We start from the raw sequence: 25353 nt of genomic DNA, 5'->3' as shown, positions 1-25353 counted from the left end.
CCATCTGCTCCGCCGACCTGCGCCGAAGCCGGAGCGCATGGTCCGAACCAAACCAGGCACTCGCCGCAACCAGCCGAGCGGACGGCGGCACGGGCAGCGCCTGTGGCCGAGATCACTCCAAACCAGCCGAGGTGAGGGCATTCGGCCCTTGCGACGCGTACGGTGGTCCCTGCTGTCTGTCAGGCTGGGCCTCTCAACCGATCCAGACAATGACCTGTCTCACGAGCGTCCAGGCGGCGTGTTTCGGGCCACCGGCAGGGGACTAGCCTGGCGGTCAGCAGATGCTTGTGATATCGGATCGAGAATGGATAGAGGCGAGAGCCAGCCGTGGCCAGCAGCAGTCCCGCATCGCAGTTCGGTGCCAATGAGTGGCTCGTCGAGGAAATGTACGAGCGGTTTCTCGCGGACCCCCAGTCGGTAGACGCCGCCTGGCACGATTTCTTCGCCGACTACAAGCCCACTCCGGGCGGCAACGGCACGCAAGCGGGAGAGAACGGGGAGGCCAAGGCCTCCGCTCCGGCCGCCGCCAAGACCGCACCGGCCGCCAAGTCTCCGGCCGGGAAGTCCGCGGCCGCCCCGGCGGAGAAGGCTCCCGCCGGGAAGGCTCCGGCGGCCAAGACCGCACCGGCCGCGAAGCCGGCCCCGGCCGCTCCGGCCGCCAAGACCGCGCCGGAATCCAAGCAGCTGCGCGGCGCCGCGGCGGCGATCGCCAAGAACATGGACGCCTCGCTCGCGGTGCCGACCGCGACCAGCGTGCGCGCGGTCCCGGCGAAGCTGATGGCGGACAACCGCATCGTCATCAACAACCACCTCAAGCGCACCCGCGGCGGCAAGATCTCCTTCACGCACCTCATCGGCTACGCCATGGTGCGGGCGCTGAAGGACTTCCCGAACATGAACCGGCACTACCAGCTGATCGACGGGAAGCCGTTCGCGGTCACGCCGGAGCACGTGAACTTCGGCCTCGCCATCGACATGAAGGGCAAGGACGACTCCCGCACTCTCGTCGTGGCCTCCATCAAGGCCACCGAGAACATGACCTTCATGCAGTTCTGGCAGGCCTACGAGGAGATCGTCAAGAAGGCCCGCACGAACAAGCTCACCGCGGACGACTTCGCGGGCACCACCATCTCGCTCACCAACCCGGGCGGCATCGGCACGAACCACTCGGTGCCGCGGCTGCAGGCGGGCCAGGGCGCGATCATCGGCGTCGGCGCGATGCAGTACCCGGCGTCGTTCGAGGGCACCAGCGAGAAGACCCTCGTCGACCTCGCGGTCAGCAAGATCATGACGCTGACCTCGACCTATGACCACCGCATCATCCAGGGCGCGGAGTCCGGCGAGTTCCTGAAGCGCATTCACGAACTGCTGCTCGGCGAGGACGGCTTCTACGACGACGTCTTCACCAGCCTGCGGCTGCCGTACGAGCCGATCCGCTGGGTCGCCGACATCCCGGACGGCCCGGTCGACAAGACCGCGCGCGTCATGGAGCTGATCGAGGCGTTCCGGATGCGCGGCCACCTGATGGCCGACACCGACCCGCTGAACTACCGCCAGCGCAGCCACCACGACCTGGACGTGCTCAGCCACGGCCTGACCCTGTGGGACCTGGACCGCGAGTTCGCCGTCGGCGACTTCTCCAGCCGCGAGCGGATGAAGCTGCGCGACATCCTCGGCGTGCTGCGCGATTCCTACTGCCGCACGGTCGGCGTGGAGTACACGCACATCCTCGACCCCGAGGAGCGGGGCTGGATCCAGGAGCGCGTCGAGGTCCGGCACAGCAAGCCGGAGCCGTCGGTGCAGAAGTACATCCTGTCGAAGCTCAACGCCGCCGAGGCGTTCGAGACCTTCCTGCAGACCAAGTACGTCGGCCAGAAGCGGTTCTCCCTGGAAGGCGGCGAGACCGCGATCCCGCTGCTCGACACGATCCTGGACAAGGCGGCCGAGCACGAACTCGACGAGGTCGTCATCGGCATGCCGCACCGCGGCCGGCTGAACGTGCTGGCGAACATCGTCGGCAAGCCGATCAGCCAGATCTTCCAGGAGTTCGAGGGCAACCTCGACCCGGGCCAGGCGCACGGCTCCGGCGACGTGAAGTACCACCTCGGCGCCGAGGGCAAGTACTTCCGGATGTTCGGCGACGGGGAGACCCGGGTGTCGCTGGCGTCCAACCCGTCGCACCTGGAGACCGTCGACCCGGTTCTCGAGGGCATCGTCCGCGCCAAGCAGGACATCCTCGACAAGGGCGGCGAGGGCTACACCGTGCTGCCGGTCCTGATGCACGGCGACGCGGCCTTCGCCGGCCAGGGCGTCGTGGCCGAGACCCTGAACCTGGCGCTGCTGCGCGGCTACCGCACCGGCGGCACCGTGCATGTCATCGTCAACAACCAGGTCGGCTTCACCACCGCGCCGGAGCACTCGCGGTCCAGCCAGTACGCCACCGACGTCGCGAAGATGATCGGCGCGCCGGTCTTCCACGTGAACGGCGACGACCCGGAGGCCGCGCACTGGGTCGCGAAGCTGGCGGTCGACTACCGGCAGGCGTTCCACAAGGACGTCGTGATCGACCTGGTCTGCTACCGCCGCCGCGGGCACAACGAGGGCGACGACCCGTCGATGACGCAGCCGGCGATGTACGACATCATCGATTCCAAGCGCTCGGTCCGGAAGACCTACACCGAATCGCTGATCGGCCGGGGCGACATCTCCGTCGAAGAGGCCGAGGCCGCGCTGCGCGACTTCTCCAGCCAGCTCGAGCACGTCTTCAACGAGGTGCGCGAACTGGAGAAGCACCCGGCGAAGGCGAGCCCGTCGGTCGAGGGCGAGCAGCAGATCCCGGCGAAGGTCACCACCTCCGTGTCGCGCGAGGTCGTCGAGAAGATCGGCGACGCGTTCGTCAACCTGCCCGAGGGCTTCACCCCGCACCCGCGGGTCAAGCCGGTCATGGAGCGCCGGCACAAGATGTCGCGCGAGGGCGGCATCGACTGGGCGTTCGGCGAGCTGCTCGCGTTCGGGTCGCTGGCGCTGGAAGGCCGTCTCGTGCGGCTGTCCGGCCAGGACTCCCGGCGCGGCACCTTCACCCAGCGGCACTCGGTGTTCATCGACCGCAAGAACGGCCAGGAGTACTCGCCGCTGCAGCACCTGGCCGACGGCCAGGGCCGCGTGATGATCTACGACTCGGCGCTGTCGGAGTACGCGGCCGTCGGCTTCGAGTACGGCTACTCGGTGGCGAACTCCGACGCGCTGGTGATGTGGGAAGCGCAGTTCGGCGACTTCGTCAACGGCGCGCAGACCGTGATCGACGAGTACATCTCCTCCGGCGAGGCCAAGTGGGGCCAGCGCTCGGACGTCGTGCTGCTGCTGCCGCACGGCCACGAGGGCCAGGGCCCGGACCACACGTCCGGCCGGATCGAGCGGTTCCTGTCGCTGTGCGCGGAAGCGTCGATGACCGTCGCGGTGCCGTCGACCCCGGCGAACTACTTCCACCTGCTGCGCCGGCACGCCCTCGACGGCATCCAGCGTCCGCTGATCGTCTTCACCCCGAAGTCGATGCTGCGCAACAAGGCGGCGACCTCGTCGGTCGAGGACTTCACCGGCCAGAGCCGGTTCATGTCGGTGATCGACGACGCCACGCAGGACCCGGCGAAGGTCCGCAAGGTGCTGCTCACCTCGGGCAAGCTCTACTGGGAGCTGGTGGCCGAGCGCGAGAAGCGCGGCGCGGACGACGTCGCGATCGTGCGGATCGAGCAGTACTACCCGCTGCCGAAGAAGAAGCTGCTGGCCGCGGTGGAGCGCTACGCGAACGCGCAGCAGATCAGCTGGGTCCAGGAGGAGCCGGAAAACCAGGGCGCGTGGCCGTTCTTCGGCCTCAACCTGCCGCGGAAGTTCCCGGAGTTCTTCACCGGGCTCGACGTGGTGGCGCGGCGTCCGATGGCCGCTCCGTCGGCCGGTTCGTCCAAGGTGCACGAGGTCGAGCAGAAGGCGTTGATCGCCAAGGCGTTCGACTGATCCGCGTTTTCTCGGAAGGCCGCCGCGGGGCACGTTCCCGCGGCGGCCTTCGCCGTTGGGTGGCTCGTGAGTGGCGATCCCGGTTAGAACCGGCATCGCCACTCACGACCGTTACCCGGCGGCCTCCAGCCGGAACACCGCGATCTTTCCCGCGGCCGCCGCGACCCCGTCCGGCGTCGGGGACTCCGCCAGCCCCGTCGTGACGTAACGCCGCCCCACGCTCGGCGGTCCGGCCGCCACGACCTCCCGCAACACCGGCCCGCGCTCCGCGACCGGCAACTCCGTGAACCGCACCCGCCGCGACCGCCGGCCGCGCGACAACGTGCCCTCCTTGGCCGCGCGCACGTTCGCGACCCACGCCGCCTTCGGGAACGCCTGGATCAGGTACTGCTCGCCCTGGACTTTCAATACTGCCAACGGAAACGTGCGCGGCTCGCCGCTGCGCCGCCCCGGGACGGTGAGCAGCTCCGTCGGCCCGAACGCCAGCCCCGCGCGCTGCAGGGCGGTGATGACCCGGTTGATTGTGTTGACCTTGCGCCGGTATCCGGCTGCCTTCGTGTCCATGGTCCCGAGCGTACGCCAACTTATATGAGTTTCATACTTTCTTGGACTCATAGACATACCTTCCGGGTATGCCCGGGGTGCCGGAACGGCAGTGGCGGCACCTCCGCCGGACCCAGTTCACTGGGTGACAAACACCCGAGGAGGGCTGAGTGCACTACGACGTCGTCGTAGTCGGAGGCGGTGCTGGGGGTATCGCCTCCGCTGCCGGGGCGGCGCGGACCGGGGCGCGGGTGCTGCTGGTCGAGCAGTACCCGTACCTGGGCGGCGCGGCGACGATCAGTTCCGTGCTGACCCTCTGCGGTTTCTTCGACCAGACCGGCGAGCAAGTCGTCGCGGGCGTCGGCGAGGAGGTGCTGCGGCGGCTGCGCCACCGCGGCGCCTACGAAGAGAAGACGATGGGCTGGACCGGCAACAAGATCGTCTTGCTCGATCTGGAAACCACCAAACTCGTCTACGACGAACTCACCGCCGATGCCGGCGTGGACGTCCTCCTGCACACCAAACTCATCGGTGCCAGGCGGACGCACGGCGTCGTCACCGAGGTCGAGCTCCACCATCGTGGCGGCCTGGAGCGGGTCACCGCCGGTGCGTTCATCGACGCCAGCGGCGACGGCGCGCTCCTGGCCGCGGCCGGAGCGGCCGTCCGCGTCGCCCCGCTGCGCGACCGGCAAACCAGCACGCTCGTCTGCCGCTTCTCCGGAGTCCCCGAAGATGCCGACCTCTCGCGAGAGGGCTTGCGCGCCGCCGTCGCCGCGTACCACCGAGAAACCGGTGTCCGGCTGCCCCGCGACTACGGCATCGCGGTCCACCTTCCGGTGACCCGCAACGTCATCGCACTCCTGGTAGACGAACAAACCGATGTCCTGGACGCCGCCTCGCTGAGCCGCGACGAAGCCAACGCGCGGCGCCAGGCGTGGCAATATCTGGACGCACTGCGCAAACACCTCCGCGGCTGGTCCTCGGCACGCCTCGAGGAAACCGGCCCTCAGCTGGGCATCCGCGAAGGCAGGCATCTGGTAGGCCGCGAAGAACTCACCGGCCGCGACGTCCTGACCGCCCGCAAGCGTCCCGACGCGTCCATCGGCCGCTGCGGCTGGCCGATCGAAGACCACGCGGGCCCAGGCGTCACCCGCTACGAACCGATCGCCGACCGAGGCTGGTACGACCTCCCGTACGGCGCGATCTGCTCCGCTGACACCGCGAACCTGTGGGCGGTCGGCCGTTTGACGAGTTCCGACGACGACGCGTACGCCTCGGTCCGCGTCATGGGCACCGCCTTCGCGACCGGCCACGCCGGAGGGATCGCCGCCGCGCAGTACGTCGACGGCCGAGCCCACGATGTCCGGGCAATTCGGGCTGAATTGCACCGCCAGCACGCTTTGGCTTGACCCGCCACGGCCGGTGACGGGAACCTTCCCTGATCATCCCTCAGGCCGAAGGAGTCCCCATGCCGAGCCGCTATCGCTGGGTTGTGCTGCTGCTCTGCTGGGCAGTGTTCACGATGACTTCGGTAGACCGCTCGACCTGGGGGCCGGCGTCGTCGGCGGTCAGCGACTCCCTCGGCGTCCCGCTCGCCGCGCTCGGGATCTTCGCCACCTGCTACTACATCGGCTACGTCATCTCCAACACCGCCGGCGGCTTCCTCTCCGACTGGCTGGGCAGCCGCTCGGTTCTCGGCATCAGCTCGCTCGTGGCGGGTGTCCTGATGGTCCTGTTCGGCTCCACCACGTCCATCGCCTGGGGCCTGGTCCTGCAGGGGTTGCTGGGCCTCTTCGCCGGAGTCGACTTCTCCGCCGGGCTGAAGCTGATCACCTCCTGGTTCCGCCCCGAGGAGCACGGGTTGGCGAGCGGCATCTTCATGACCGCGACGTCGCTGGGCACCGTCGTAGCCAACGCCGTCGTGCCGACGCTCGTGAAGAACAGCGGCTGGCCAGTGTCGTACCACCTCTTCGGCGGAGTCACCGTCGTTCTCGGCCTGCTGTGCCTGGCCTTCCTCCGCAACGGCACTGCCTCCGCCCGCAGCGGGTTGCCGGATCCCCGCCCGCTCTTCCGCAACCGCGACCTGCTGCTGCTGGGATTAGCCGGCTTCGGCGGGCTGTGGGGCACCTACGGTTTCGTCACGTGGTCCAACACCCTGATGATCCGCGGCGAACACATCGACCCGGTACGGGCTGGCGTAGTCGTGGTGATCTTTTCCGGCACGGCCGTCGTGATCAAACCGCTGATCGGCTGGCTCACCGACAAAATCGGCCTAGGCAGGCGAATCCCCATCATCGCGGTCCTGATTCTTTTCGGTGCCGCCCTGCTGGTCTTCGGCTCTCTGAGCAGCTACGCCGCTTTCCTAGTGGTAGCCCCGATTCTCGGCATCGGCGCTTACGCCTACAGCCCGCTCACCGCCGCGATGATCCCCGCCTTGACCGGTGCGCGCTTAGCCGGTTCCGCCGCCGGTGCGGTGAACGCCTTCTGGCAACTGGGCAGCGTAATCGTGCCCGCCGTGGTAGGCCCGGTCTTCCACGCGACCGGCTCGTTCTACGCAGCTTTCCTCACCCTGGCCGCCGGTCCGCTCGTAGGTGCGCTGGTCCTGCTCTTCATGCGCGACGACCGTCCCGTCCGGAAATCAGTTTCCGCGCAAGCCGCCGCTCCGGGAGACTGAGCGACATGCAGATCCGCCAGTCCGCCGCTGCCGACGCACCCGCGATCCACGCCGTGCACACCGCCGCGTTCCGCACCCGCAATCCCGGCGTCACCGGCGAAATGCCGGAAGCGAAGCTAGTCACCGAACTCACCGCTGACGGCGATCTGCTCCCCGCACTGTCGTTCGTCGCCCTGCTCGACGGCGAAGTCATCGGCCACTCCTGCTGCAGCCCAAGCCGCCTCGGCGAAGACCCAGAATCCGCCATCGGCTTCGGCCCGCTAGGCGTCCTCCCCGACCAGCAACGCAGCGGCGCGGGCTCAGCCTTGGTCCATGCGACGATCGGCGCCGCCAACGCACTCGGCTACAGCCTGATCGTGCTCCTGGGCGACCCGGGCTACTACTCCCGCTTCGGCTTCGTGCTGGCCGAAAAGCTCGGCATCACCCCGCCGGTGGCGGAATGGGCTCCGCACTTCCAAGCCCTGCCGCTGGCGGCGTATAACCCGGAGAACCGCGGGGCTTTTCGCTATGCGGCGGCTTTCGACCGGCTCTGAGCCTTCCGGAGAAGGAGTTCCGCAGTCTCCTGCTCGCTCAACGCCAACCTGCGCAGCGACGCGACCACAGGCTGATGCTTGCCGTTCGCCTTGTTCTCAAAGAGAAACGTGGCGGCACCGTGGTGCTGACAGTGCACGACAGCCGCATTAGCGGTTCGATACAGGGTGAACGGACCCAAAAGTGCGGGATGCCAGCCGACGCACGCCGGGACCACTCGCACTACGGGACCTTTCGCCGCCGCTGCCGTATCAGCCAGGAAACAAAGCTGCCGTCCCATCGTGTCCGCGTCACCCACCACAGTGGAGAGAGCGTTTTCGCCGACATAAGCTTCAGTCGGCACTGAACAACCGGAGGACACGGCGGCTGACGCAACGCGGCCGTATTCAGCGGTCTGCAGCACGCCTGGAATGAGGAACGGATGCCAAGCGATCACACCAGTCGCGGTCCGCTCCAACGACGAGATGATATCGGCAACTGTTTGGCCGCTTTCGGCGACCCAATTCGGCCCCAGTCCGCCACGCGCCAACCCGAGCAACTCTTCTTTGCGCTGGCCAGTAATCCCCAGCGCACCGAGAAGACCGGCCACGTCTTCCACACTCGGTACCCGAAGTGCCAGCTCCCAGTTCGACAAGAGCGCGGCACCAACACCGGCACGCCTGGCCAGCTCTCGCAACCCGAACCGGGCATCGACTCGCGCACGGCGCAGCGCAGCGCCAAGGGCTCTAGCACGCGGCGTCAGCGCGCTCGTGCCTCGCATATCGTCCTCTGGTTCTTCCCGGAAGGATTCTTGTTCCTCAGCTCTTGCGCGCCGGGTGCCCGGGCGGGACGGCCCAGCCGAGCGTCTGCCGGTAGATCAGGTCGCAGTACGGGCATTGCCTGAGCGGACCGTTCGCGCTTCGCTGGTCGTAACGTTCGAAAGCCGCGGAAGCGGTCAGCCCGCACAGCATGGTGATCGACTGGCCCGGTTCCGGGACTTCGGCCACGTCGGTCCGGTGCCAGACGCCTCCGACAACAGGGTGAATATGAGCCACATCCAGGTAAATCACCGCGTCCATCCCCGCCTCCGATGCTCGCCGATGTCTGGAACCAAGGTTCGCCGTGGTGATCGACAGCGGCTATCGCGAACTTTCAGTGGAAAAGATGCGCGCCACGCATACGCACCGCGCATAACGACTGTCTAGGCTGGTGACACACGGAGCCACAGACACTTCACGTGAAGTAAGGACCGGGTACGAGATGGGGATGCGCCCGATCGCGCGGCACTGTCGCTGCGGAGCGCGGCTGGCCGGGGATCACCGGGGCCGGCTGTGCTCGGCTTGCCGCGACCGGCGGCGGAACACGCTGGTCAGCGCCCCGCACGTACCGGCGGAGTTCTGGCACACCGACCAGATGCGGGACGCACTCGATGCCTGGCACATGGGCCGGGTCATCCAGGCCTACCGCTATCACCCGTGGCACGGTCGCCCGCTGTCCCAAAGCGTGGTCGCCGGCTGGTTCGGCCTCACTCAACCACAACTCAGCAGGATCGAGAACGGTCCGGCTCCGCAGGACCTCGCCACGCTCATACAGTGGGCGGGTGTTCTTCGAATCCCGGGCGACCTGCTGTGGTTCAAGGTGCCAGTCGACAGCGAGGCCCCGGAGGCCGCAGCCGAGGAAGGGCGGGACGACGTGAACCGTCGTGAAGTGTTGCGCCTGCTGAGCCTCGCCAGCAGCCTGCTCGCCCTCCCCGCTGCGGATCAGCTCGACCTCGAACGCCTGCAGGCCGCCGACTCCCGCCCTGCCGGACTCGATCAGGGGACTCTCGACGAATACGGCAAGGTCAACGAGCAACTCTGGCGCACCTTCGCGCAATCCAAGTCCAAGCGCCTGGCCTTCCCGGTTGTGCACAGCCAACTGTCCGTTCTCAACCAGGCCCTGCACGAGCCGCAAACTCCGACCGGGCGGCGACGGCTGTGCCTGCTCGCGGGAGATCTGTTCCAGCTCTGCGGCGAGATCTTCTTCGACAGCGACCAGTACCAGGACGCGGCGCAGTGCTATTCCCTGGCCGCGAATGCCAGCAAGGAAGCGGAAGCCTTCGACCTGTGGGCCTGCGCCATGACCAGGCATGCCTTCCTGGGTGTCTACGAGCGCCGATTCAGCGATGCCGCACCGCTTCTCAAGGGTGCCGCGGCCCTCGCCAAGCGCGGCGACCCCGAACTTGCGACCCGCCAATGGGTCGCCGCGGTGCAGGCGCAGACCTATGCCGGGCTCGGAGACCTGGCCGCCTGCGAGCGTGCCCTCGACACCGCGGAGCTGGTCACGCAACTCAGCGGGCCAGTGCGTACGAGCGGCTGGCTGCGGTTCGAAGGTTCCCGGCTGGCCGAAGAACGCGGCCGCTGCTATGTCGAACTGCGCCGCCCCGAACTGGCGGAAGTCGCCCTTGCCGACGCACTCGACCGGAACGTTTCCGCACGCAGGCGCGGAAGTCTTCTTGCTGATCTGGCGTTGGTCGGCGTACAGCGCCGAGACACCGACCAACTCGTGATGTACGGCAACGCAGCTCTAGATGCCGTCCGGCAGACCGGTTCGGCCGGCTACGTGGGCCGGATGCTGCACAACCTCCGGCCCCAACTGAAGCCGTTCCTGGCAGACAGCCACGTCCGGCATCTCGACCAGCAAATCGTCCAGCTCAAGACCGTCTCAGTCGTCTGACTCGCAAGGAGCGTCATCGTGTCCGAGGAACCCGGCCGCATCTTCCGCGACGCCTGGATCGCCGGTGTGAAGCGGCATTTCCCCGGTGAGCCCAAACCCGGCTACATCACGCCGTGGGAAGAAACGCCGGACTGGGAACGAGCCAGCGCCACCGCGGTGTACGCCCAGGTGCGGCAGTTCGTCGAGATCTCCGGCGGCAGCACCGCGAAACTGAGCCGGGCACAGAAGAGCCGCTTCGTGGCGTTGTGCTGGATCGCGCAGATCTACCACCACATCGCGGACCCGAAGCCAGCGTACGTCGCGGATTGGGACCAGCTCCCGCAGTGGCAGCAGGAGACCGACGCGGACATTTTCGAAGCTATCGAGAAAAGCCTGTAGACCCTCGTGAGCGGCGATCCCGGTTAGAACCGCGATCGCCACTCACGAGGACTTCAGTCCGTTCCGCCGCAGGAACTCCTCCGCGATGTCCTTCGCGTTCCGCTTCTCGTCCGTGTACTGCACGTTCAGCTCAGTCAATTGTTCCGTGGTCAACGCCGCCGAAACCCGGTTCAAGGCGGCCGTCTCGGCATCGTTCAGCGTCCCCTTGGCGACCAGCGGCACGATGTTCTGCGCCGGGAACATGTGCTTGTCGTCGTCCAACGGCACAAACCCGTTCGACGCGATAGTCGCCGACGTGCTGAACAGGTCCGCGACCTGCACCTCACCCGACTTCAACGCCGCCACCGTGACCGGTCCGCCGGTGTCCGTGGTGCGGATTTCCTTGAACTCGCACCCGTACAGCTGCTTGATCCGTTCCTTCCACCGGCTGCTCCACTGTCCCGGACCGCCCATCACCAGGTCTTTGCACCGCGGCCCGAGATCGGAGAACGTCTTCACCCCGGTGGCCGCGAGTTCCTTGCCCACCACGAGCAAATCCTTGTCCTGCGCGGGCGACTGGTCGAGAACCGTGAACCCGGCCGGAATCTTCTGCTTGAGTTGTGCGTAAACGTCTTCCGAAGTGGTCGCCGGAGTATTCTTGTCGAAGTACCGCAGCAAGTTCCCCGAGTAATCCGGAACCACGGACAAAGACTTGTCCTGCAACGCTTTCACGACGACCTCGCGACTGCCGACCGGCGGCCGCACGGTCACGTTGTGCGCGCCGACATTCCGCAGCGCACCGGCGTAAATCTGGGCCAGCAAAGAACTTTCCCCGACATCGGACGCGCCGATGATGATATCGCCGGTATTGCCGCCCTCGCCGCCGCCGGACAGCGGGTTTCCGCACGCCGACGCCAGCAGTGCCAGCCCGGCCACCAGGATCCCCCACCGTTTCACGCCGCTCCTCCCGCAGCCACTGCCCGGCCGGACGCCGCCCGCGCGGCCAGCCGAACGCCCTTGGGCACCAACGCCCGCTGCGCCGCGGCGAGCAGCAGGTCGACCACAATCGCCAGCAGGGCGGTGAGAATCGCGCCCGCGACGACCTCGGTGTAGTCCAAAATGGCCAGTCCGTCGAGCAGGAACCGGCCGAGGCCGCCGAGACCGACGTACGCGGCCACCGCGGCGGTCGCGATCAGCTGCAGGACGGCGTTGCGGATCCCGCCCAGCACCAACGGAAGCGCGATCGGCACCTCGACTTGCCACAACCGCTGCCAGCCGGTCATCCCGATGCCCTGCGCGGCGTCGACCACGTCGTGCTCGGCCGCCTGCAGGCCGGCGTACGTGCCGGCCAGCACCGGCGGGATCGCCAGCACCACCAGGCCGATGATCGTCGCCGTGGTGCTTTCGGTGAAGAGCAGGAACAGGAACGTGACGAGCCCGAGCGTCGGCAGCGCGCGGATCGCGTTGCCCGCTCCGACCAGCACGACGCCGCCGCGGCCGGTGTGGCCGACGAACAGTCCGATCGGGATCGCGATCACCAGCGCGATGACGAGCGCCAGCGCGATGTAGCCGACGTGCTGGGCGAGCCGCGCGAGAATGCCGCCCGTACCCTGCCAGTTCGCGGCGGTGGTGAACCAGGTGAAAACGTCGCCGATCATCCCGCCACCTCCGCGGCCGGGGCGCGACTCGCTCTGTCCCAAGGCGTGAGCAGGTTGCGCAGCAACACCAGCAGCAGGTCGACGATCAGCGCGAGCAGCATCGTCAGCACGATCCCGACCACGATCGGCGAGAAGTACTCCCGCTGGAACCCGTCGGTGAACAGCACGCCGAGCGCCCCGGTCCCGATCAGCGCGCCGACGCTGACCAGGCTGATATTGCTCACCGAAGCCACCCGGACCCCCGCCGCGAGCACCGGCACCGCGAGCGGCAGTTCGACGCTGAAGAACCGGCGCGGCGAGCGATACCCGATCGCCGTGGCGGCCGCGACGATGTGCGGCGGCACGGCTTCCAGCGCGTCGAGCACCGGACGCACCAGCAGCGCGGTGGTGTAGACGGTCAGCGCGACGATCACGTTGACGCTGTCGAGGATCTTCGTGCCGATAATGCCGGGAATCACCACGAACAGCGCGAGCGACGGAATCGTGTACAGCAGGTTCCCCACCACCAGCAGCACACTGCGCGCGGGCCGCCAGCGGTGGCCGAGCCAGCCGAGCAGGATCGCCAGCACGATGCCCGCGACCAGCGGCACCAGCGCGAGGTAGATGTTCTCGAGAAGATTGGCGAGGATTTCGCCGCGGTTGTTGGAGCTCGACAGGTACCGGCCGAGTTCGCCGAAGAAGCCGCCCATCAGGACGCCTGCGGGGAGGCCTCGATTACGTCCAGGACCTGGTGCGCGACCACCGTCCCGAGCACGCGGTTCTCGTCGTCCACCACGACGCCGAGACTGGCCGGCGACGACAGCGCCGCGTCGAGCGCACCGCGGATCGGCGTGCCCTGGACATACAGCGATCCGCCTGCCACGAGGTCGGTTTCGGCCAACGGCCCGTCCACAGTGGATCCTGGCGGAAGCCAGCCGCGGGGCTGCTTCTCGTCGTTCACCGCGAGCAGCCAGCCCTCCGACGGGCCGGAAACCGTGCTGCCGAGCTCGATGGTGTTGGCGGGCGACACCTCGACGCCGCTCGCCGGAAGGAAGGAAAGCCCGCGATACCCGCGGTCGCGGCCGACGAACGACGCGACGAAATCGTCCACCGGATGCCGCAGCACCTCGGCCGGCGTGCCGTACTGCGCGAGCTTCCCGCCGACGCGCATCACCGCGACCTTGTCCCCGAGCCGCACGGCCTCGTCGATGTCGTGCGTGACGAAGACGATTGTCTTGCCCAGCTGGGATTGCAGCCGCAGCAGCTCGTCCTGCAGCCCTTCGCGGACCACCGGGTCGACCGCGGAGAACGGCTCATCCATCAGCAGCACCGGCGAATCGGCGGCGAGCGCACGAGCCACGCCGACGCGCTGCTGCTGCCCGCCGGACAGCTGCGCCGGGTACCGCTTCCCGAGTTCCGTGGGCAGGCCGACCGTCTCGAGCAGTTCGGCCGCGCGGGCGCGCGCTTTGCGTTTGTCCCATCCGGACAGCAGCGGCACGGTGGCGATGTTGTCGAGCACTGTCCGGTGGGGGAAAAGCCCGGCGTGCTGGATCACATAGCCGATGCCGCGGCGCAGCACCGCCGGGTCGCCGTCGCTGACGTCCTTGCCGTCCAGCAGCACCGTGCCCGAGGTGGGCTCGACCATCCGGTTGATCATCCGCAACGAGGTCGTCTTGCCGCAGCCGGACGGGCCGACGAACACCGTGATCGTGCCGTCTTCCACGGTCAGCGAGAGGCCGTCGACCGCGACCGTTCCGTCCGGATAGCGTTTGACGACATCTCGGAATTCGATGGTCACAGACTTCTCCCCACGTCCGGTACAGATTCCGACGGTAGCCGACTCGCGCGGCCTTGGCAGCCTGTCCCGCAGGGTGGCCTACTACTCTCGGACCCCGTGACCGCCCTAGACGACGTCCTCGCCGCACACGGTGCCGCCGTCCGCCCGCTGTACGACGTGCTCGCCCTGCTGCGCAGCGGCTCGTACGAGCTGGCCGACCTGGTGCGGCTCACCGCTGCCCCGCGCCGGAGCGTCGAAGACCTCTTGGCGGCGCTGGAACCCGACCTGGAACGCTCCCCCGCAGGCATCCGGATCGCCCCGCACGCACGCGCCACCTACGCCACGTACTCCTTGCCGCCCCTGCCCGACCCCCTCGACGCAGCGGTCGCCGACCAACCCGCCCTGCTCACCATGCTGGCCGAACGGATCGCGGCCGTCCCGCCGCCGCTCGCCGCGCTGGACCACGTGCAGGCGACCCCGGAGACCGTGCTGCGCCGCGCATTGTGGCTGAACTCTCGCTACGACCTCCGCCGCAGCAAGGTGCTCTTCCTGGGCGACCACGACCTGACGTCCCTGGCTGTGCGCGCGGTGTGCCCGGAAGCCGAACTGTCCGTAGTGGACCTCGACGAACGCGTTCTGTCCTACCTGGACACAACCGGCGAACGCGGCATCTTCACCGCACACGCGGACCTGCGCGTCGGCCTGCCACCGGCCCTGACCGGCAAGGCGGACCTGGTCTTCAGCGACCCGCCCTACACACCGGAAGGCATGGGCCTCTTCGCCGCACGCGCGGTGCAAGCCCTGCGCGAACCCACCGAAGGCCGGATCCTCCTGGCGTACGGCTACAGCCCGCGCCATCCCGCCCTAGGCGCACAGGTGCAACGTTCACTGGCCACCCTGGGCCTGACCTTCGAAGCAATCCTCCCGGACTTCAACCGCTACACCGGCGCACAAGCAATCGGCAGCGCAGCGGACCTGTACGTCTGCCAGCCGACCGCGAAGGCGAAGAAGTCGTTCGCCCGCAAGGGAAGCTCCGCGATCTACACCCACGGCCCGCAATCAGTCGAATCGGCCGCCACCAAACCGGGCCTGCTGGCCGCCGCCCGAGAAATCGCCTCCGAAGGCGGCCTGGCCTTGGAAACCCGCCCCGTCGGCTGGGCCACGTCCGCCCCAGAAGGCGACGCGGTCGCAATGGACCTCACCGCAGACCCGGGCCCCTGGCTCCTGCGCACCCTGCTGGGCACCAACGCCCGCCGCCTGGCGCTGCTGCTGCCGAACAACCACCCAGACCTCGCGGACGCAGCCGCACAGGCCTCGCTCACCTCGCTGGTCGCGGACAAGTACCGCCTTCGCCTGCTGCGCAGCACGCCCGACAACCGCCACGCCATCGTCGTCGCCGACCTGGTCGATCACCCATCCGACTTGCTCACCCGAGCCCACGCCCGCCTGGCGAACGCCGCCCTGAACGTCCCCGAGGAGTTGGCGGACCTGCGCCTGGTAGACGTCCCCCGCCACCGCCTGGCAGAACTGCTCCCCGGCTGATCCTCCGCGCGCGCCGCCGGCAGCCACTCGCACTCGCCACCGACCCAGCTCGCGCACTCGCCGCTCCCCACCAACCGTCGTGAGAAGCCCCCCTCACGGACTCCGATTCCCTCAAGGGGCCCTTCACGGCCCGCCATCCGCACCCACCCGCCACCGACGCACCCAACCATCGAGGCACCCACACCTCCCCCGCACCCCGATACGAAGCCCCCCTGCGGTTCGGGGGTGCTTGTCAAGGCATCTTTCCCGCCTTGACAAGCACCCCCGAACCGTCAGCACACTCAGGCTTCGGGGTGCCCCACGCAACCACCGGGCGCAATGTCGCCGCCAGGCGACGAGCCGCCCCAAAACAACCCCGAAACCAATTCCCGATAAACCTCCATCACCCCATCGTCATAAGCCTGCAAACGCGCCCCCGTCAACCGCGGATGCATCTGGCCCCTCCCCGTAACCACCCGCACCACAACATGATCCGCCCCCAACCTCCATAGCCACCATGGGGTGCTGCCGTATCCGGTCCCGCCTCGACACACCCCGCTGACGCGGGAAGCATTGAGTGATTCCGGGTTTGCAGCCCCCGGAGCAGAAGGTGGTGCTGGATTCGGATTTAAGGTGAGCACGGACGTGGCTCGACCTAGGGCGGAGCATCCTTACTTGATACTGGTGAATCACCGGAGCAATTTGCGGCAATCGGGATATCCGGATGCGGATTTGACTGCGCCTGATCGGTCGATGACGAGTTCCAGCCCCCTCCGCGGCCAACTCCAGCATCTTCGGCGGCCATCACCAGAGTCGTCAACGCCCCGACCTGCCCACCGCCGCACCCGCGCAACCCCGCCCCCGCCGTGGCACCCCAAAAATGGACCACCAAGTCCAAAACCAACCACAAGAAAAGGCTCCCCAGCCCGAAAGCCAGAGAGCCCCTCCCGAGAAGAAACCTCAGCCAGTCACGCCGTCCTGCTCAGCCGCCTTGGCCACCGCAGCCGCCACCTCGGGCGCGACCCGCGGGTCCAGCGGACTGGGCACGATCCGGTCCCGCCCGAGATCGTCCGAGGCCACCGCCACGATCGCCTCCGCAGCGGCCAGCTTCATGTTCTCCGTGATCGCCCGCGCCCCCGCGTCCAGCGCTCCGCGGAACACGCCGGGGAACGCCAGCACGTTGTTGATCTGGTTCGGGAAGTCGCTCCGCCCGGTCGCGACAATCGCCGCGTGCTGCGCGGCGACCGCCGGGTGGACCTCGGGGTCCGGATTGGACAGTGCGAACACGATCGAGTCATCCGCCATCGTCGACAGCAGCGAGGGATCGATCGTCGCGCCGGACAGGCCGAGGAACACGTCCGCCCCGCGCAGCGCCTCGGCGAGGCCGCCGGTCAGCCCGGCCTTGTTCGTGGTCTCCACCAGCTGGCGCTTGATCGGGTTCAGGTCGTCGCGTCCGGCGTGGACGATGCCGCGCGAGTCGAGCACCGTCACGTCCGCGACGCCCGCCGCGAGCAGGATCTTCGCGCAGGCCACCCCGGCCGCGCCGGCCCCGGACACCACGACCCGCTCGCCGGCGATGTCGCGGCCGAGGACCAGGTTCGCGCCGCGCAGGGCGGCGAGGGTGACGATCGCGGTGCCGTGCTGGTCGTCGTGCATGACCGGGCAGTCCAGCGCTTCCTTGAGCTTGTCCTCCAGCTCGAAACAGCGCGGCGCCGAAATGTCCTCGAGGTTGACCGCGCCGAACGACGGGCGCAGCCGGACCAGGGTCTCGACGATCTCGTCGACGTCGGTGGTGTCGAGCACCAGCGGGATCGAGTCGAGCCCGCCGAAGGTCTTGAAGAGGACCGATTTGCCCTCCATGACCGGCAGCGACGCGCTCGCGCCGATGTCCCCGAGGCCGAGCACCGCGGTGCCGTCGCTGACCACTGCCACGAGCCGGTCCGCCCAGGTGTACCGCTTCGCCTTGGCCGCGTCCTCGGCGATCGCCCGGCTCACCTTCGCCACACCAGGCGTGTAGGCGATCGAGAGGTCGCGCGGGTCGGAGATCGGCCGGGTCGCCGCCACGGAGAGCTTGCCGCCCTCGTGCCCGGCGAAGATCTCGGCGTCGGTCACGGCCGCGACGGTGCTGGCCTGGTCGGTCATCGGGGTTCCTGTCGTGGGAATGACGGAAGCGGGCGGATGGGTCTGGGTCATCGAACGTACTCCTGGGACTGCGAGCGGGGGACCACCTGGTCGACGGGCGGAGAAGCGCCCGTCGAGAGTGGGAACTCGTCCTCCGGACGGCAGCCCAGCGCGGTAGCGCCGGCCTGTCGGCGAGGCGTCTGCGCGGCCATCCGATCCGTGGGGTGTGGCGATGGCCGCCGACGCTGCGGTCCGTCAATCATGACAGGCCCCCGGCCGGGCCCGACCCCTCGGTGCGGCTCATGTCACAGATTCGCGATTCCCAAGACGTCCGTCCGGTTTCGGAAGCAGTTCCGTTCCGGCTCCGGACAACGCACTCGATAGGGTGGCGGCCATGGACTTCCGCCCGCTCAAGGTCTCCGGCGCTTTCGAGTTCGTCCCGCGCGTCTTCCCCGACGAACGCGGGCTGTTCGTAGCGCCGTTCCAGGAGGAGGCGATCGTCCGCGCGGCCGGGCATCCGCTGCGCGTCGCGCAGACGAACCACAGCGTTTCCCGCGCGGGAACGATCCGCGGCGTGCACTTCGCCGACACCCCGCCGGGCCAGGCGAAGTACGTCTACTGCCCGGGCGGGTCGCTGCTGGACGTGGTGGTCGACCTGCGCGTCGGCTCGCCGACGTTCGGCGAATGGGACGCGGTGCGGCTCGATTCGGCCGAGTTCCGCGCGGTGTACGTGGCCGAAGGAATCGGGCACGCCTTCATCGCGCTGGAAGACAACACCGTGATGGCGTATCTCTGCTCGGAGCCCTACAACCCGGCCGGCGAGCACGGCGTCAACCCGCTCGACCCCGCGCTCGGCCTGCCCTGGCCCGCCGAACTGACGCCGATCGTGTCCGAAAAGGACAAAGCAGCGCCGACCCTGGCCGAAGCGCTCGACCAGGGCCTGCTGCCCTCATACGCCGATTGCGTGGCGTACTACGAAAAGCTGCGGTCAGCGCACCGCTAGGCGCGCACGCCGTCCTCCGCGATGACCCGTTCGATATTGCGCTCGGCCAGCGCGGTGATCGTCACGAACGGGTTCACGCCGGTGCTGCCCGGAATCAGCGAACCGTCCGTCACGTACAGGTTCCGGTACCCCTTCACGCGCCCGTAGTCGTCGGTCGCTTCGCCGAGCACCAATCCGCCGAGCGGGTGGTAGGTGAAGCGGTTCTCGAACGCTCGCGTGTCGCCGAAGAGGTCGTAGCGGTAGATCGTGGAGTTCGCCTTGTTGATCCGGTCGAACAGCGACTTCGCCGCGTCGATCGACGGCTGCCCCTGATCCGGCGTCCACTGCAGTTTCGCCGAATCGCTCGCGGCGTCGTAGGTGAAGTGGCCGCGTTCCGGGTTCTTGGTGATCGCCAGATACAGGCTCGCCCACGTTTCGAGCCCGGCGGGCACCGGCGCGATCTCGGCGAACACGGGATGCGTCGGGTTGTCCCAGTCGTCGATGCCGAGCGCGGGCATCCCGGCCTCGAGGCTGCCGGTCGTGTCCCACACGTGGTTGGCGCGGCCGAGCATCACGTTGCCGTTGGTGCCCCAGCCCTGCCCGACGGCCTCGGACAGGCGCGGCAGCCGTCCGGTGTCGCGGGCGCGCACCAGCAGTTCGGTGGATCCGAGGCTGCCCGCCCCGAGGAACAGGTACTTCGTGGACAAATGCTTGGTGGCGAGCACATTCCCGAGCGCGTCGGATTCGCGGACGACGAGCGTGTACGTGCCGTCCGGCTGCTGGATGATCTCGCGGACCTGGTGCAGCGTCTGGATGGTCACGTGCCCGGTGCCGAGCGCGGCGGCGAGATACGTCTTGTCCAGCGAACGTTTTCCGTGGTTGTTGCCGTAGATGACCTCGGACGCCAGCGCCGAGCGTTCGACCGTGCCCGCCTCTTCCTTCTTCATGTACTCGAAGTCGTAGACGCTCGGCACGAACGTGGTCTTCAGCCCGGTTTTCTGCGCGGCTTTCCGGGAAACGCGGGCGAATTGGTAGGACTTGCAGGTCTCGAACCAGTCCTCGTCGATGTGGTTTACGCCGAGCCCCGCATTGGCGCGCGGGTAGTACTTGCCGTACATCTCATCGGCGTCCACCCGCGGCAGGATTTCCTCGAAGTACGAACGCTTCGGCTGCACCGCCATCGCGCCGTTCACCAGCGATCCGCCGCCGACGCCGCGGCCGACGTACACCGACATCCCGCCGTAGTTCACCCGGTCCAGGACCCCGGCGTACGGATCGATGTCGTGGTTCGCGACGTCCAGCCACAGGAACGACGCGAGCGGCGCCTCAGTGCGCTTCTTGAACCACATCGACCGCCGGTCCGGCTTCAGCATGTCGCAGAAGACCTTGCCGTCCGGCCCCGCTTCGTTCCACAACTGGCCCATTTCGAGCATCACCGTGGGCACGCCCGCCTCGCCGAGCCGCAGCGCGGTGACGGCCGCGCCGTACCCGGTCCCGATCACCACCGCAGGCGAGTAATCCGGCAGCGGCGAAGGCGTCGCGGCGCGCGCGGTTGTCGCCGAAATGCTGGTCAGTCCAAGGGCCGCTGCGGAGTTCAGCGCGGCGAGGCCGAGAAATCGGCGACGGTTGAGGGAGGCCATGCCCGGCATGCTGACCCGCCGCCGAGCACCGTGGCAAGGCTAAAACGAACGTCATTCGCGTTTGCCCAGTAAACGGCGTTAAGTTTCACTCGGCCGGGGTAACGCGACAGACAGGTTTCGCCGGGTCAGGCGGCTTTCCGGGGCGTGACCCACACCGTGATCGTCGCGGTGACGACCTCGGTCCCGCGCGCGTCCACGATCCGCACCGGAACCGGAAGATCGAAGCCCTCGGAGCCGAACTCCGGAATCTCCGGCAATTCGGCGATCGCCCGCAGCCCGGTTTCGGCTTTCGCGACGTAACTCACTTCCATGCCCTTGGGCAGCCACCGGTGCGTGGCCGGAACAGTGGCCTCGGCCAGCATGCCCATCGCGATCTCGGCGAGGTTGCAGGCGGCGATCGCGTGGAAGGTCCGGATGTGGTTGTGGACACCCCACCATTTCGGCGCAGTCACCGAACAGTGGCCGGGACGGATCTCCCGGATGGTCGGCAGCACGGTGCCGAAGTAGGGCACGCGCAGGCACATCGCGGCGGAAAACAGCTGCTTGCCGCCCGGTTTGGCGACCAGCTTGCGCCACAGCCCGTACGTCGACGGCGTACCCATCAGCACCTCCCAGGTGAAGTTACTCTCCAGTAGCCAAGCACACGACGAGCCTGCCGGGCAAACCCGCCCCGGCTATATTCGGCCGCGTGGCACATCGGCTCTTTCTTCTCCGGCACGGCCAGACCGAGTGGTCGTCGAACGGCAGGCACACCGGGCGCACCGACATCCCGCTGACCCCGGCGGGCGAGGACCAGGCGCGCGCGGCGGGCGGCACCCTGCGCACCCTGCTCGGCGGGCCTGGGCTGGTGCTTTCCAGCCCGCGCGGCCGCGCGCTGCGCACGGCGGAACTCGCCGGCCTGCGCGTGGACGAGGTCACCGAAGACCTGGCCGAATGGGACTACGGCGACTACGAAGGCGTCACCACGCCGACGATCCGCGAGACGGTTCCGGACTGGACGGTCTGGACCCACCCGATCCCCGGCGGCGAGAGCGCGGAAGACGTGCAGGCGCGCGCGGACAAGGTGCTCGACCGGGCCCGCCGCGAAATCGAGAACGGCGACGTCGTCCTGGTCGGGCACGGGCACTTCAGCCGCGTGCTCGTCGCGCGCTGGCTCGGCCTTCCCGGCACCTCGGGTGTCCACTTCGGACTGGACCCGGCCGGTCTCGCGGTGCTCGGCGACGAGCGCGGCGAACCGCAGATCGAGCACCTGAACCTGCTGCCCGCGTTGGAGGGATGAAGTGACCGACCCCCGCGTACGGCGGATCCGGCCGGAAGACGTCGACGCCGTCGTGGAACTCGTCTACGCACTGGCCGAGTACGAACGCGCCCCGCAGGAATGCCATCTCACCTCCGAGCAACTGCACGGCGCGCTGTTCGGCGAGGCCCCGGCGCTGTTCGGCCATGTGGCCGAAGTGGACGGTGAGATCGCCGGATTCGCCTTGTGGTTCTTGAACTTCTCCACCTGGCGCGGCACGCACGGGATTTACCTGGAAGACCTATACGTGCGCGAGGAACACCGCGGTTCGGGCCTCGGCAAGGTGCTGCTGGCGACGCTGGCCGCGGAGTGCGTCGACAAGGGCTACCACCGGCTGGAATGGTCGGTGCTGAACTGGAACCCGGCGGTGGGGTTCTATCGGGCGCTGGGGGCGCTGCCGCAGGACGAATGGTCGGTGTACCGGCTGACCGACGAACCGTTGAAGGTGCTGGCCAAAGAGGCATAGAGCTCGTGAGTGCTGATCACGGTTCTAACCGCGATCAGCACTCACGACGCCCACCGCTGCCAGTGCCGCCGCGTCACCTGCCCGCGATGACGTGACGGCATTGTCGCTCAGTCCTGTTCGCGCCGCTCCCGCTCGGCGCGCCGGCCCGCGAGACCGCCGCGCTCGGCCGCTTCTTCCTCGGTCTCGCCCTCGTGCATCCCGAGCGCCCACGCCCGCGACGGACGGCGGAACAGCAATACCAGCGCCGCCAGCCCGCACAGCCCGATCGGCACGCCCCACAGCGGCTGCCCGGACGGCCCGAGCAGATACCAGCCGACCCCGATCAGCAGCAGCGCCACCACGACGCCGGGCGAACGCGCCCACGTCTGGCCGAGCAGCAGCCCGACGGAGGCGGCGAGGAAGATCAGCGCCAGCACCGCGTAGGTGCCGAATTCGGCCCACACGTTGTTGCCCGGGATCGGCGGGGTCCGCAGGCCGTGCACCAGCAGCACCACGCCGAAGACCAGCAGGCCCAGCCCGGGCAGTCCGGTCAGGACGCCGGCGAGGCGGACCTCGAGCGGGGCGGGCGGCGGGTTCTCGGGATGCGACACGGGCGCGGCCCTTTCAGCTGCTGTGCGGGGGCGGGAGCTTGCCGCGGCACAGCCACCCGACCAGCGCGAGTCACCGTGCGTGAGCACTACTGATCGTATGCCACCCGGTCGGCCGTTTTCCGGGGCGGCGGCCGAAGAGAAAATCGGGATAGTCGTCGATGAGCGGGCGGTCGGCCCGGGTGCACTTGTCACGACGCGCGGAGTGTTCGCCGTCTGCAGAGGAGGACCGCCCAGCACAGGGTCGCCACAGGTCACCGAGCAGAGGACGGCGTGCGCGAGCGGCTGAGCTTCGCGTCACCATGTGGCGCTGGAGGTACGTCCGCCGGCCGAAAAGCACTTACCCTGCGGTAGTGCGCGCCATCCTCGTCGTGAACCCCCAGGCCACCTCGACCACCGCGGGTGGCCGGGACGTGCTGGCGCACGCGCTGGCCAGCCAGGTGAAGCTCGACGTCGTCGAAACCGACTACCGCGGGCACGCGCTCGCGGTAGCGCGTTCGGCGGCTCGCGACGGTTTCGACCTGGTCGTGGCGCACGGCGGCGACGGCACGGTCAACGAGGTCGTCAACGGCCTGCTCGCCGATTCCGCGGGCGCTCCCGGACGCTCCGGGTCCGTCCCGATGCTCGGCGTCGTGCCGGGCGGCTCGGCCAACGTGTTCGCCCGCGCGGTCGGCCTCCCCGCCGATCCGGTCGAGGCGACCCACCAATTGCTCACCGCGCTGGAAACCGAACGGACCCGGCGGATCGGCCTCGGACTGGCCGACGGGCACTGGTTCACCTTCAACGCGGGCCTCGGCTGGGACGCCGACGTCGTGGGCCGGGTGGCGAAACGGCGCGGCAAGCAAACCAGCGCGAGCCTCTATCTGCGGGCCGCGGTGCGCTCCTACTTCCGCCCGCCGCTCGGGCGGCCGGCGCTGACCGTCCGGATCCCGGGCGAGGAACCGGCCGAGGCGGTGACGGCGTTCGTGTCGAACACCGATCCGTGGACTTACCTCGGGGAACGTCCGGTCCACCTCAACTCCGGCTGCTCGTTCGAGACCGGATTGGGCCTGTTCGCGTTGAACGGTCTGCGATTGCCCACCGTGTTCACGCATGTACGGCAAGCTCTGCTCACGGAGAGCGATCAGCACGGCCGCCGTCTGCTCCGCCGCGACGATGTGCCTCTGATCCGCATCGACGCAGCTGAACCGGTCAACTTCCAGGTCGACGGCGACCTCGTCGGGCAACGCACCCGGGTCGAGTTCCAGAGCGTTCCCGATGCACTCACCGTAGTCGGATAGCCGAACGACCTCTGATCGCCCGCGGCAAAGTGCGTTCTGCCGCTCGGCGACGCAAACCCTCCGTTCACCGCACCGGCCTTCCGGCGAGCGGAGCTTTTCAGAACGAAACCGCAGGTCAGAGGCATAGCTCGGCCGGGTGAGCTGACTCACCGATCTTGTCCAAACCCTTGTCGAACGCGGTGCTTCGTGAAAGCATTCACAAGCACCCAAAAACACGACCGCCACTACTGTGGCGCGGCCCTCCCGCGTCACTGTGAAGGAGCTCACGAACATGGACTGGCGCCACGACGCGGCCTGCCGAGACGAGGACCCCGAGCTGTTCTTCCCGGTGGGAACCAGCGGTCCGGCTCTGTTGCAGGTCTCCGAGGCGAAGGCCGTGTGCCACCGCTGCCCCGCGGCTTCCGACTGCCTGGCCTGGGCTTTGGCCAGCGGCCAGGACGCCGGCGTCTGGGGCGGAATGAGCGAAGACGAGCGACGCGCGCTCAAGCGCCGCCGTACGCACATCGGCACGCGTACCACCGCCTGAGTCTTTTCGACTCAGCTGCAGCACCCAGAATCGCAAGCACCACCTCGAACCGGACTTTCGCCCGGCGGGCATTCGCGTGCCCGTGCCGCACATGGCGACACATACCCGGTTCGGGCGTAACAACCGAGGTCGGACACCCCGCATCCGGGTGCCGCCTCGCGCAGGACTATCCAAGTCCTCCCGCGGAACGTTGAACGGGCCGGTACCGCTTCACTGGTACCGGCCCTTCAACGCGTCTGGGGTCCACTGTGGACACTTCAGGCTTCGAGCGCCCACCGCACGTAGCGCATCTTCGCGGTGAACCCGGCCCGCGCGAAAATCCCCGCCGCGCCAGTGGGGTTCGCCGAATCGACGACCAGGCTGGCTTGGTCGTACCCGTGCTCGGCGGCGGCACGCAACGCGGAACCGATCGCCGCGCTGGCGAGTCCGCGGTTCCGGTAGCCGGGAATCGTGCCGACCACCATGAAGTGCGCGTCGCGAATGCCGGTCGTCTCGGTGTCGGCTCCCAGGACAGGGTCAGCACGAGACTCACCGGAGCGCCGGTCTCCTTGTCCCGCAGCAGAAAACTGATCTCGGGCTGAAGCGTGTGGTTCGTGAACTTGTTCTGCCGCGCGTCCGCCGGCAACGGAGGCGCACCCCAATGGTCCACAAAGGACTCGTTGCGGACGAACCGGAAGTCCTCGTCGGTCCCCGCCGTCCGCTGTTCGAGCTG

At 68.3% G+C, this 25353-nt stretch carries 24 protein-coding genes; 12 read left to right on the top strand and 12 right to left on the bottom strand.

Annotation, left to right across the window (positions count from 1 at the left end):
* Positions 1–327 precede the first annotated feature (327 nt).
* Positions 328–4008, top strand: coding sequence for a multifunctional oxoglutarate decarboxylase/oxoglutarate dehydrogenase thiamine pyrophosphate-binding subunit/dihydrolipoyllysine-residue succinyltransferase subunit (locus tag H5411_RS23695; protein WP_183125010.1), 3681 nt, complete (start codon positions 328–330; stop codon positions 4006–4008).
* Positions 4009–4119: 111 nt separating this feature from the next.
* Here the strand turns inward: H5411_RS23695 and H5411_RS23690 are convergent, their stop codons facing one another.
* Positions 4120–4572, bottom strand: coding sequence for a nitroreductase family deazaflavin-dependent oxidoreductase (locus H5411_RS23690; RefSeq protein WP_183125009.1), 453 nt, complete (start codon positions 4570–4572; stop codon positions 4120–4122).
* Between the two features lie 149 nt (positions 4573–4721).
* On the opposite strand from H5411_RS23690, the gene H5411_RS23685 reads away from it, so the two are divergent.
* From H5411_RS23685 to H5411_RS23675, 3 genes are read left to right on the top strand one after another with little or no spacing between them, the layout of a single operon-like run.
* On the top strand, positions 4722–5960 hold the full coding sequence (locus tag H5411_RS23685) for an FAD-dependent oxidoreductase (RefSeq protein ID WP_183125008.1): 1239 nt from the start codon (positions 4722–4724) through the stop codon (positions 5958–5960).
* A gap of 59 nt (positions 5961–6019) precedes the next feature.
* Complete coding sequence (locus tag H5411_RS23680) at positions 6020–7225, top strand: MFS transporter (protein WP_101437861.1); 1206 nt, start codon at positions 6020–6022, stop codon at positions 7223–7225.
* Positions 7226–7230: 5 nt separating this feature from the next.
* Positions 7231–7758 (top strand): GNAT family N-acetyltransferase, encoded by a 528-nt coding sequence (locus tag H5411_RS23675; protein WP_183125007.1) that lies wholly within the window; start codon positions 7231–7233, stop codon positions 7756–7758.
* On the opposite strand, the gene H5411_RS23670 is transcribed toward H5411_RS23675, so the two are convergent.
* Together H5411_RS23670 and H5411_RS23665 are read right to left on the bottom strand one after the other, a co-directional pair.
* On the bottom strand, positions 7731–8516 hold the full coding sequence (locus H5411_RS23670) for a Scr1 family TA system antitoxin-like transcriptional regulator (protein ID WP_183125006.1): 786 nt from the start codon (positions 8514–8516) through the stop codon (positions 7731–7733). The genes H5411_RS23675 and H5411_RS23670 overlap by 28 nt on opposite strands.
* Before the next feature lie 37 nt (positions 8517–8553).
* Positions 8554–8814, bottom strand: coding sequence for a hypothetical protein (locus H5411_RS23665; protein ID WP_183125005.1), 261 nt, complete (start codon positions 8812–8814; stop codon positions 8554–8556).
* 187 nt (positions 8815–9001) lie between these two features.
* Between H5411_RS23665 and H5411_RS47750 the strand changes: the two genes are divergently transcribed.
* Together H5411_RS47750 and H5411_RS23655 are read left to right on the top strand one after the other, a co-directional pair.
* Entirely contained in the window at positions 9002–10450 is a 1449-nt protein-coding gene (locus H5411_RS47750) for a helix-turn-helix domain-containing protein (protein WP_246369146.1), read from the top strand.
* Between the two features lie 18 nt (positions 10451–10468).
* Positions 10469–10828 (top strand): hypothetical protein, encoded by a 360-nt coding sequence (locus tag H5411_RS23655; RefSeq protein WP_183125004.1) that lies wholly within the window; start codon positions 10469–10471, stop codon positions 10826–10828.
* A gap of 42 nt (positions 10829–10870) precedes the next feature.
* On the opposite strand, the gene H5411_RS23650 is transcribed toward H5411_RS23655, so the two are convergent.
* Genes H5411_RS23650 through H5411_RS23635 form a run of 4 tightly spaced genes read right to left on the bottom strand, consistent with a single transcriptional unit; the run spans position 10871 to position 14242 of the window.
* The gene (locus tag H5411_RS23650; RefSeq protein ID WP_101437859.1) at positions 10871–11764 is read right to left on the bottom strand and encodes an ABC transporter substrate-binding protein; all 894 of its coding nucleotides are present in this window, start codon (positions 11762–11764) and stop codon (positions 10871–10873) included.
* A complete protein-coding gene (locus tag H5411_RS23645; RefSeq protein WP_101437858.1) occupies positions 11761–12465 on the bottom strand; it encodes an ABC transporter permease in 705 nt (234 codons plus the stop codon). The genes H5411_RS23650 and H5411_RS23645 overlap by 4 nt, the downstream gene beginning before the upstream one ends.
* Complete coding sequence (locus H5411_RS23640) at positions 12462–13154, bottom strand: ABC transporter permease (RefSeq protein WP_101437857.1); 693 nt, start codon at positions 13152–13154, stop codon at positions 12462–12464. The genes H5411_RS23645 and H5411_RS23640 overlap by 4 nt, the downstream gene beginning before the upstream one ends.
* Positions 13154–14242 carry an ABC transporter ATP-binding protein gene (locus H5411_RS23635; protein ID WP_101437856.1) on the bottom strand — a complete coding sequence of 363 codons (1089 nt, stop codon included), beginning with the start codon at positions 14240–14242 and terminating at the stop codon, positions 13154–13156. The genes H5411_RS23640 and H5411_RS23635 overlap by 1 nt, the downstream gene beginning before the upstream one ends.
* Positions 14243–14338: 96 nt before the next feature.
* Between H5411_RS23635 and H5411_RS23630 the strand changes: the two genes are divergently transcribed.
* Positions 14339–15763 (top strand): bis-aminopropyl spermidine synthase family protein, encoded by a 1425-nt coding sequence (locus H5411_RS23630; protein WP_183125003.1) that lies wholly within the window; start codon positions 14339–14341, stop codon positions 15761–15763.
* Positions 15764–16702: 939 nt separating this feature from the next.
* On the opposite strand, the gene H5411_RS23625 is transcribed toward H5411_RS23630, so the two are convergent.
* Positions 16703–17884: an NAD(P)-dependent malic enzyme gene (locus H5411_RS23625; RefSeq protein WP_183125002.1), complete on the bottom strand. Its 1182-nt coding sequence runs from the start codon at positions 17882–17884 to the stop codon at positions 16703–16705.
* A 373-nt stretch (positions 17885–18257) separates the two neighbouring features.
* On the opposite strand from H5411_RS23625, the gene H5411_RS23620 reads away from it, so the two are divergent.
* Positions 18258–18866 (top strand): dTDP-4-dehydrorhamnose 3,5-epimerase family protein, encoded by a 609-nt coding sequence (locus tag H5411_RS23620; protein WP_101437853.1) that lies wholly within the window; start codon positions 18258–18260, stop codon positions 18864–18866.
* On the opposite strand, the gene H5411_RS23615 is transcribed toward H5411_RS23620, so the two are convergent.
* On the bottom strand, positions 18863–20485 hold the full coding sequence (locus tag H5411_RS23615; RefSeq protein WP_183125001.1) for a GMC oxidoreductase: 1623 nt from the start codon (positions 20483–20485) through the stop codon (positions 18863–18865). The genes H5411_RS23620 and H5411_RS23615 overlap by 4 nt on opposite strands.
* Before the next feature lie 125 nt (positions 20486–20610).
* Positions 20611–21087 (bottom strand): hotdog fold domain-containing protein, encoded by a 477-nt coding sequence (locus H5411_RS23610; protein ID WP_101437851.1) that lies wholly within the window; start codon positions 21085–21087, stop codon positions 20611–20613.
* A gap of 86 nt (positions 21088–21173) precedes the next feature.
* Here H5411_RS23610 and H5411_RS23605 point away from each other — a divergent pair, with 86 nt between their 5' ends.
* Positions 21174–21764: an acid phosphatase gene (locus H5411_RS23605; protein ID WP_183125000.1), complete on the top strand. Its 591-nt coding sequence runs from the start codon at positions 21174–21176 to the stop codon at positions 21762–21764.
* 1 nt (position 21765) lies between these two features.
* On the top strand, positions 21766–22248 hold the full coding sequence (locus tag H5411_RS23600; RefSeq protein ID WP_101437849.1) for a GNAT family N-acetyltransferase: 483 nt from the start codon (positions 21766–21768) through the stop codon (positions 22246–22248).
* A 107-nt stretch (positions 22249–22355) separates the two neighbouring features.
* Here H5411_RS23600 and H5411_RS23595 read toward each other — a convergent pair whose 3' ends face one another.
* Entirely contained in the window at positions 22356–22838 is a 483-nt protein-coding gene (locus H5411_RS23595; RefSeq protein ID WP_101437848.1) for a hypothetical protein, read from the bottom strand.
* A 350-nt stretch (positions 22839–23188) separates the two neighbouring features.
* Here H5411_RS23595 and H5411_RS23590 point away from each other — a divergent pair, with 350 nt between their 5' ends.
* Together H5411_RS23590 and H5411_RS23585 are read left to right on the top strand one after the other, a co-directional pair.
* A complete protein-coding gene (locus H5411_RS23590) occupies positions 23189–24115 on the top strand; it encodes a diacylglycerol/lipid kinase family protein (protein WP_183124999.1) in 927 nt (308 codons plus the stop codon).
* A gap of 271 nt (positions 24116–24386) precedes the next feature.
* Positions 24387–24641: a WhiB family transcriptional regulator gene (locus H5411_RS23585; RefSeq protein ID WP_009082948.1), complete on the top strand. Its 255-nt coding sequence runs from the start codon at positions 24387–24389 to the stop codon at positions 24639–24641.
* A gap of 257 nt (positions 24642–24898) precedes the next feature.
* Here the strand turns inward: H5411_RS23585 and H5411_RS47745 are convergent, their stop codons facing one another.
* The gene (locus H5411_RS47745) at positions 24899–25105 is read right to left on the bottom strand and encodes a GNAT family N-acetyltransferase (RefSeq protein ID WP_246369153.1); all 207 of its coding nucleotides are present in this window, start codon (positions 25103–25105) and stop codon (positions 24899–24901) included.
* Between the last annotated feature and the right edge of the window lie 248 nt (positions 25106–25353).

This window comes from Amycolatopsis echigonensis, from assembly GCF_014174495.1.
Classification (GTDB): domain Bacteria; phylum Actinomycetota; class Actinomycetes; order Mycobacteriales; family Pseudonocardiaceae; genus Amycolatopsis; species Amycolatopsis echigonensis.
Note: the sequence above shows the minus strand (reverse complement) of the source record. Positions and strands in the feature narration are given on the sequence as shown.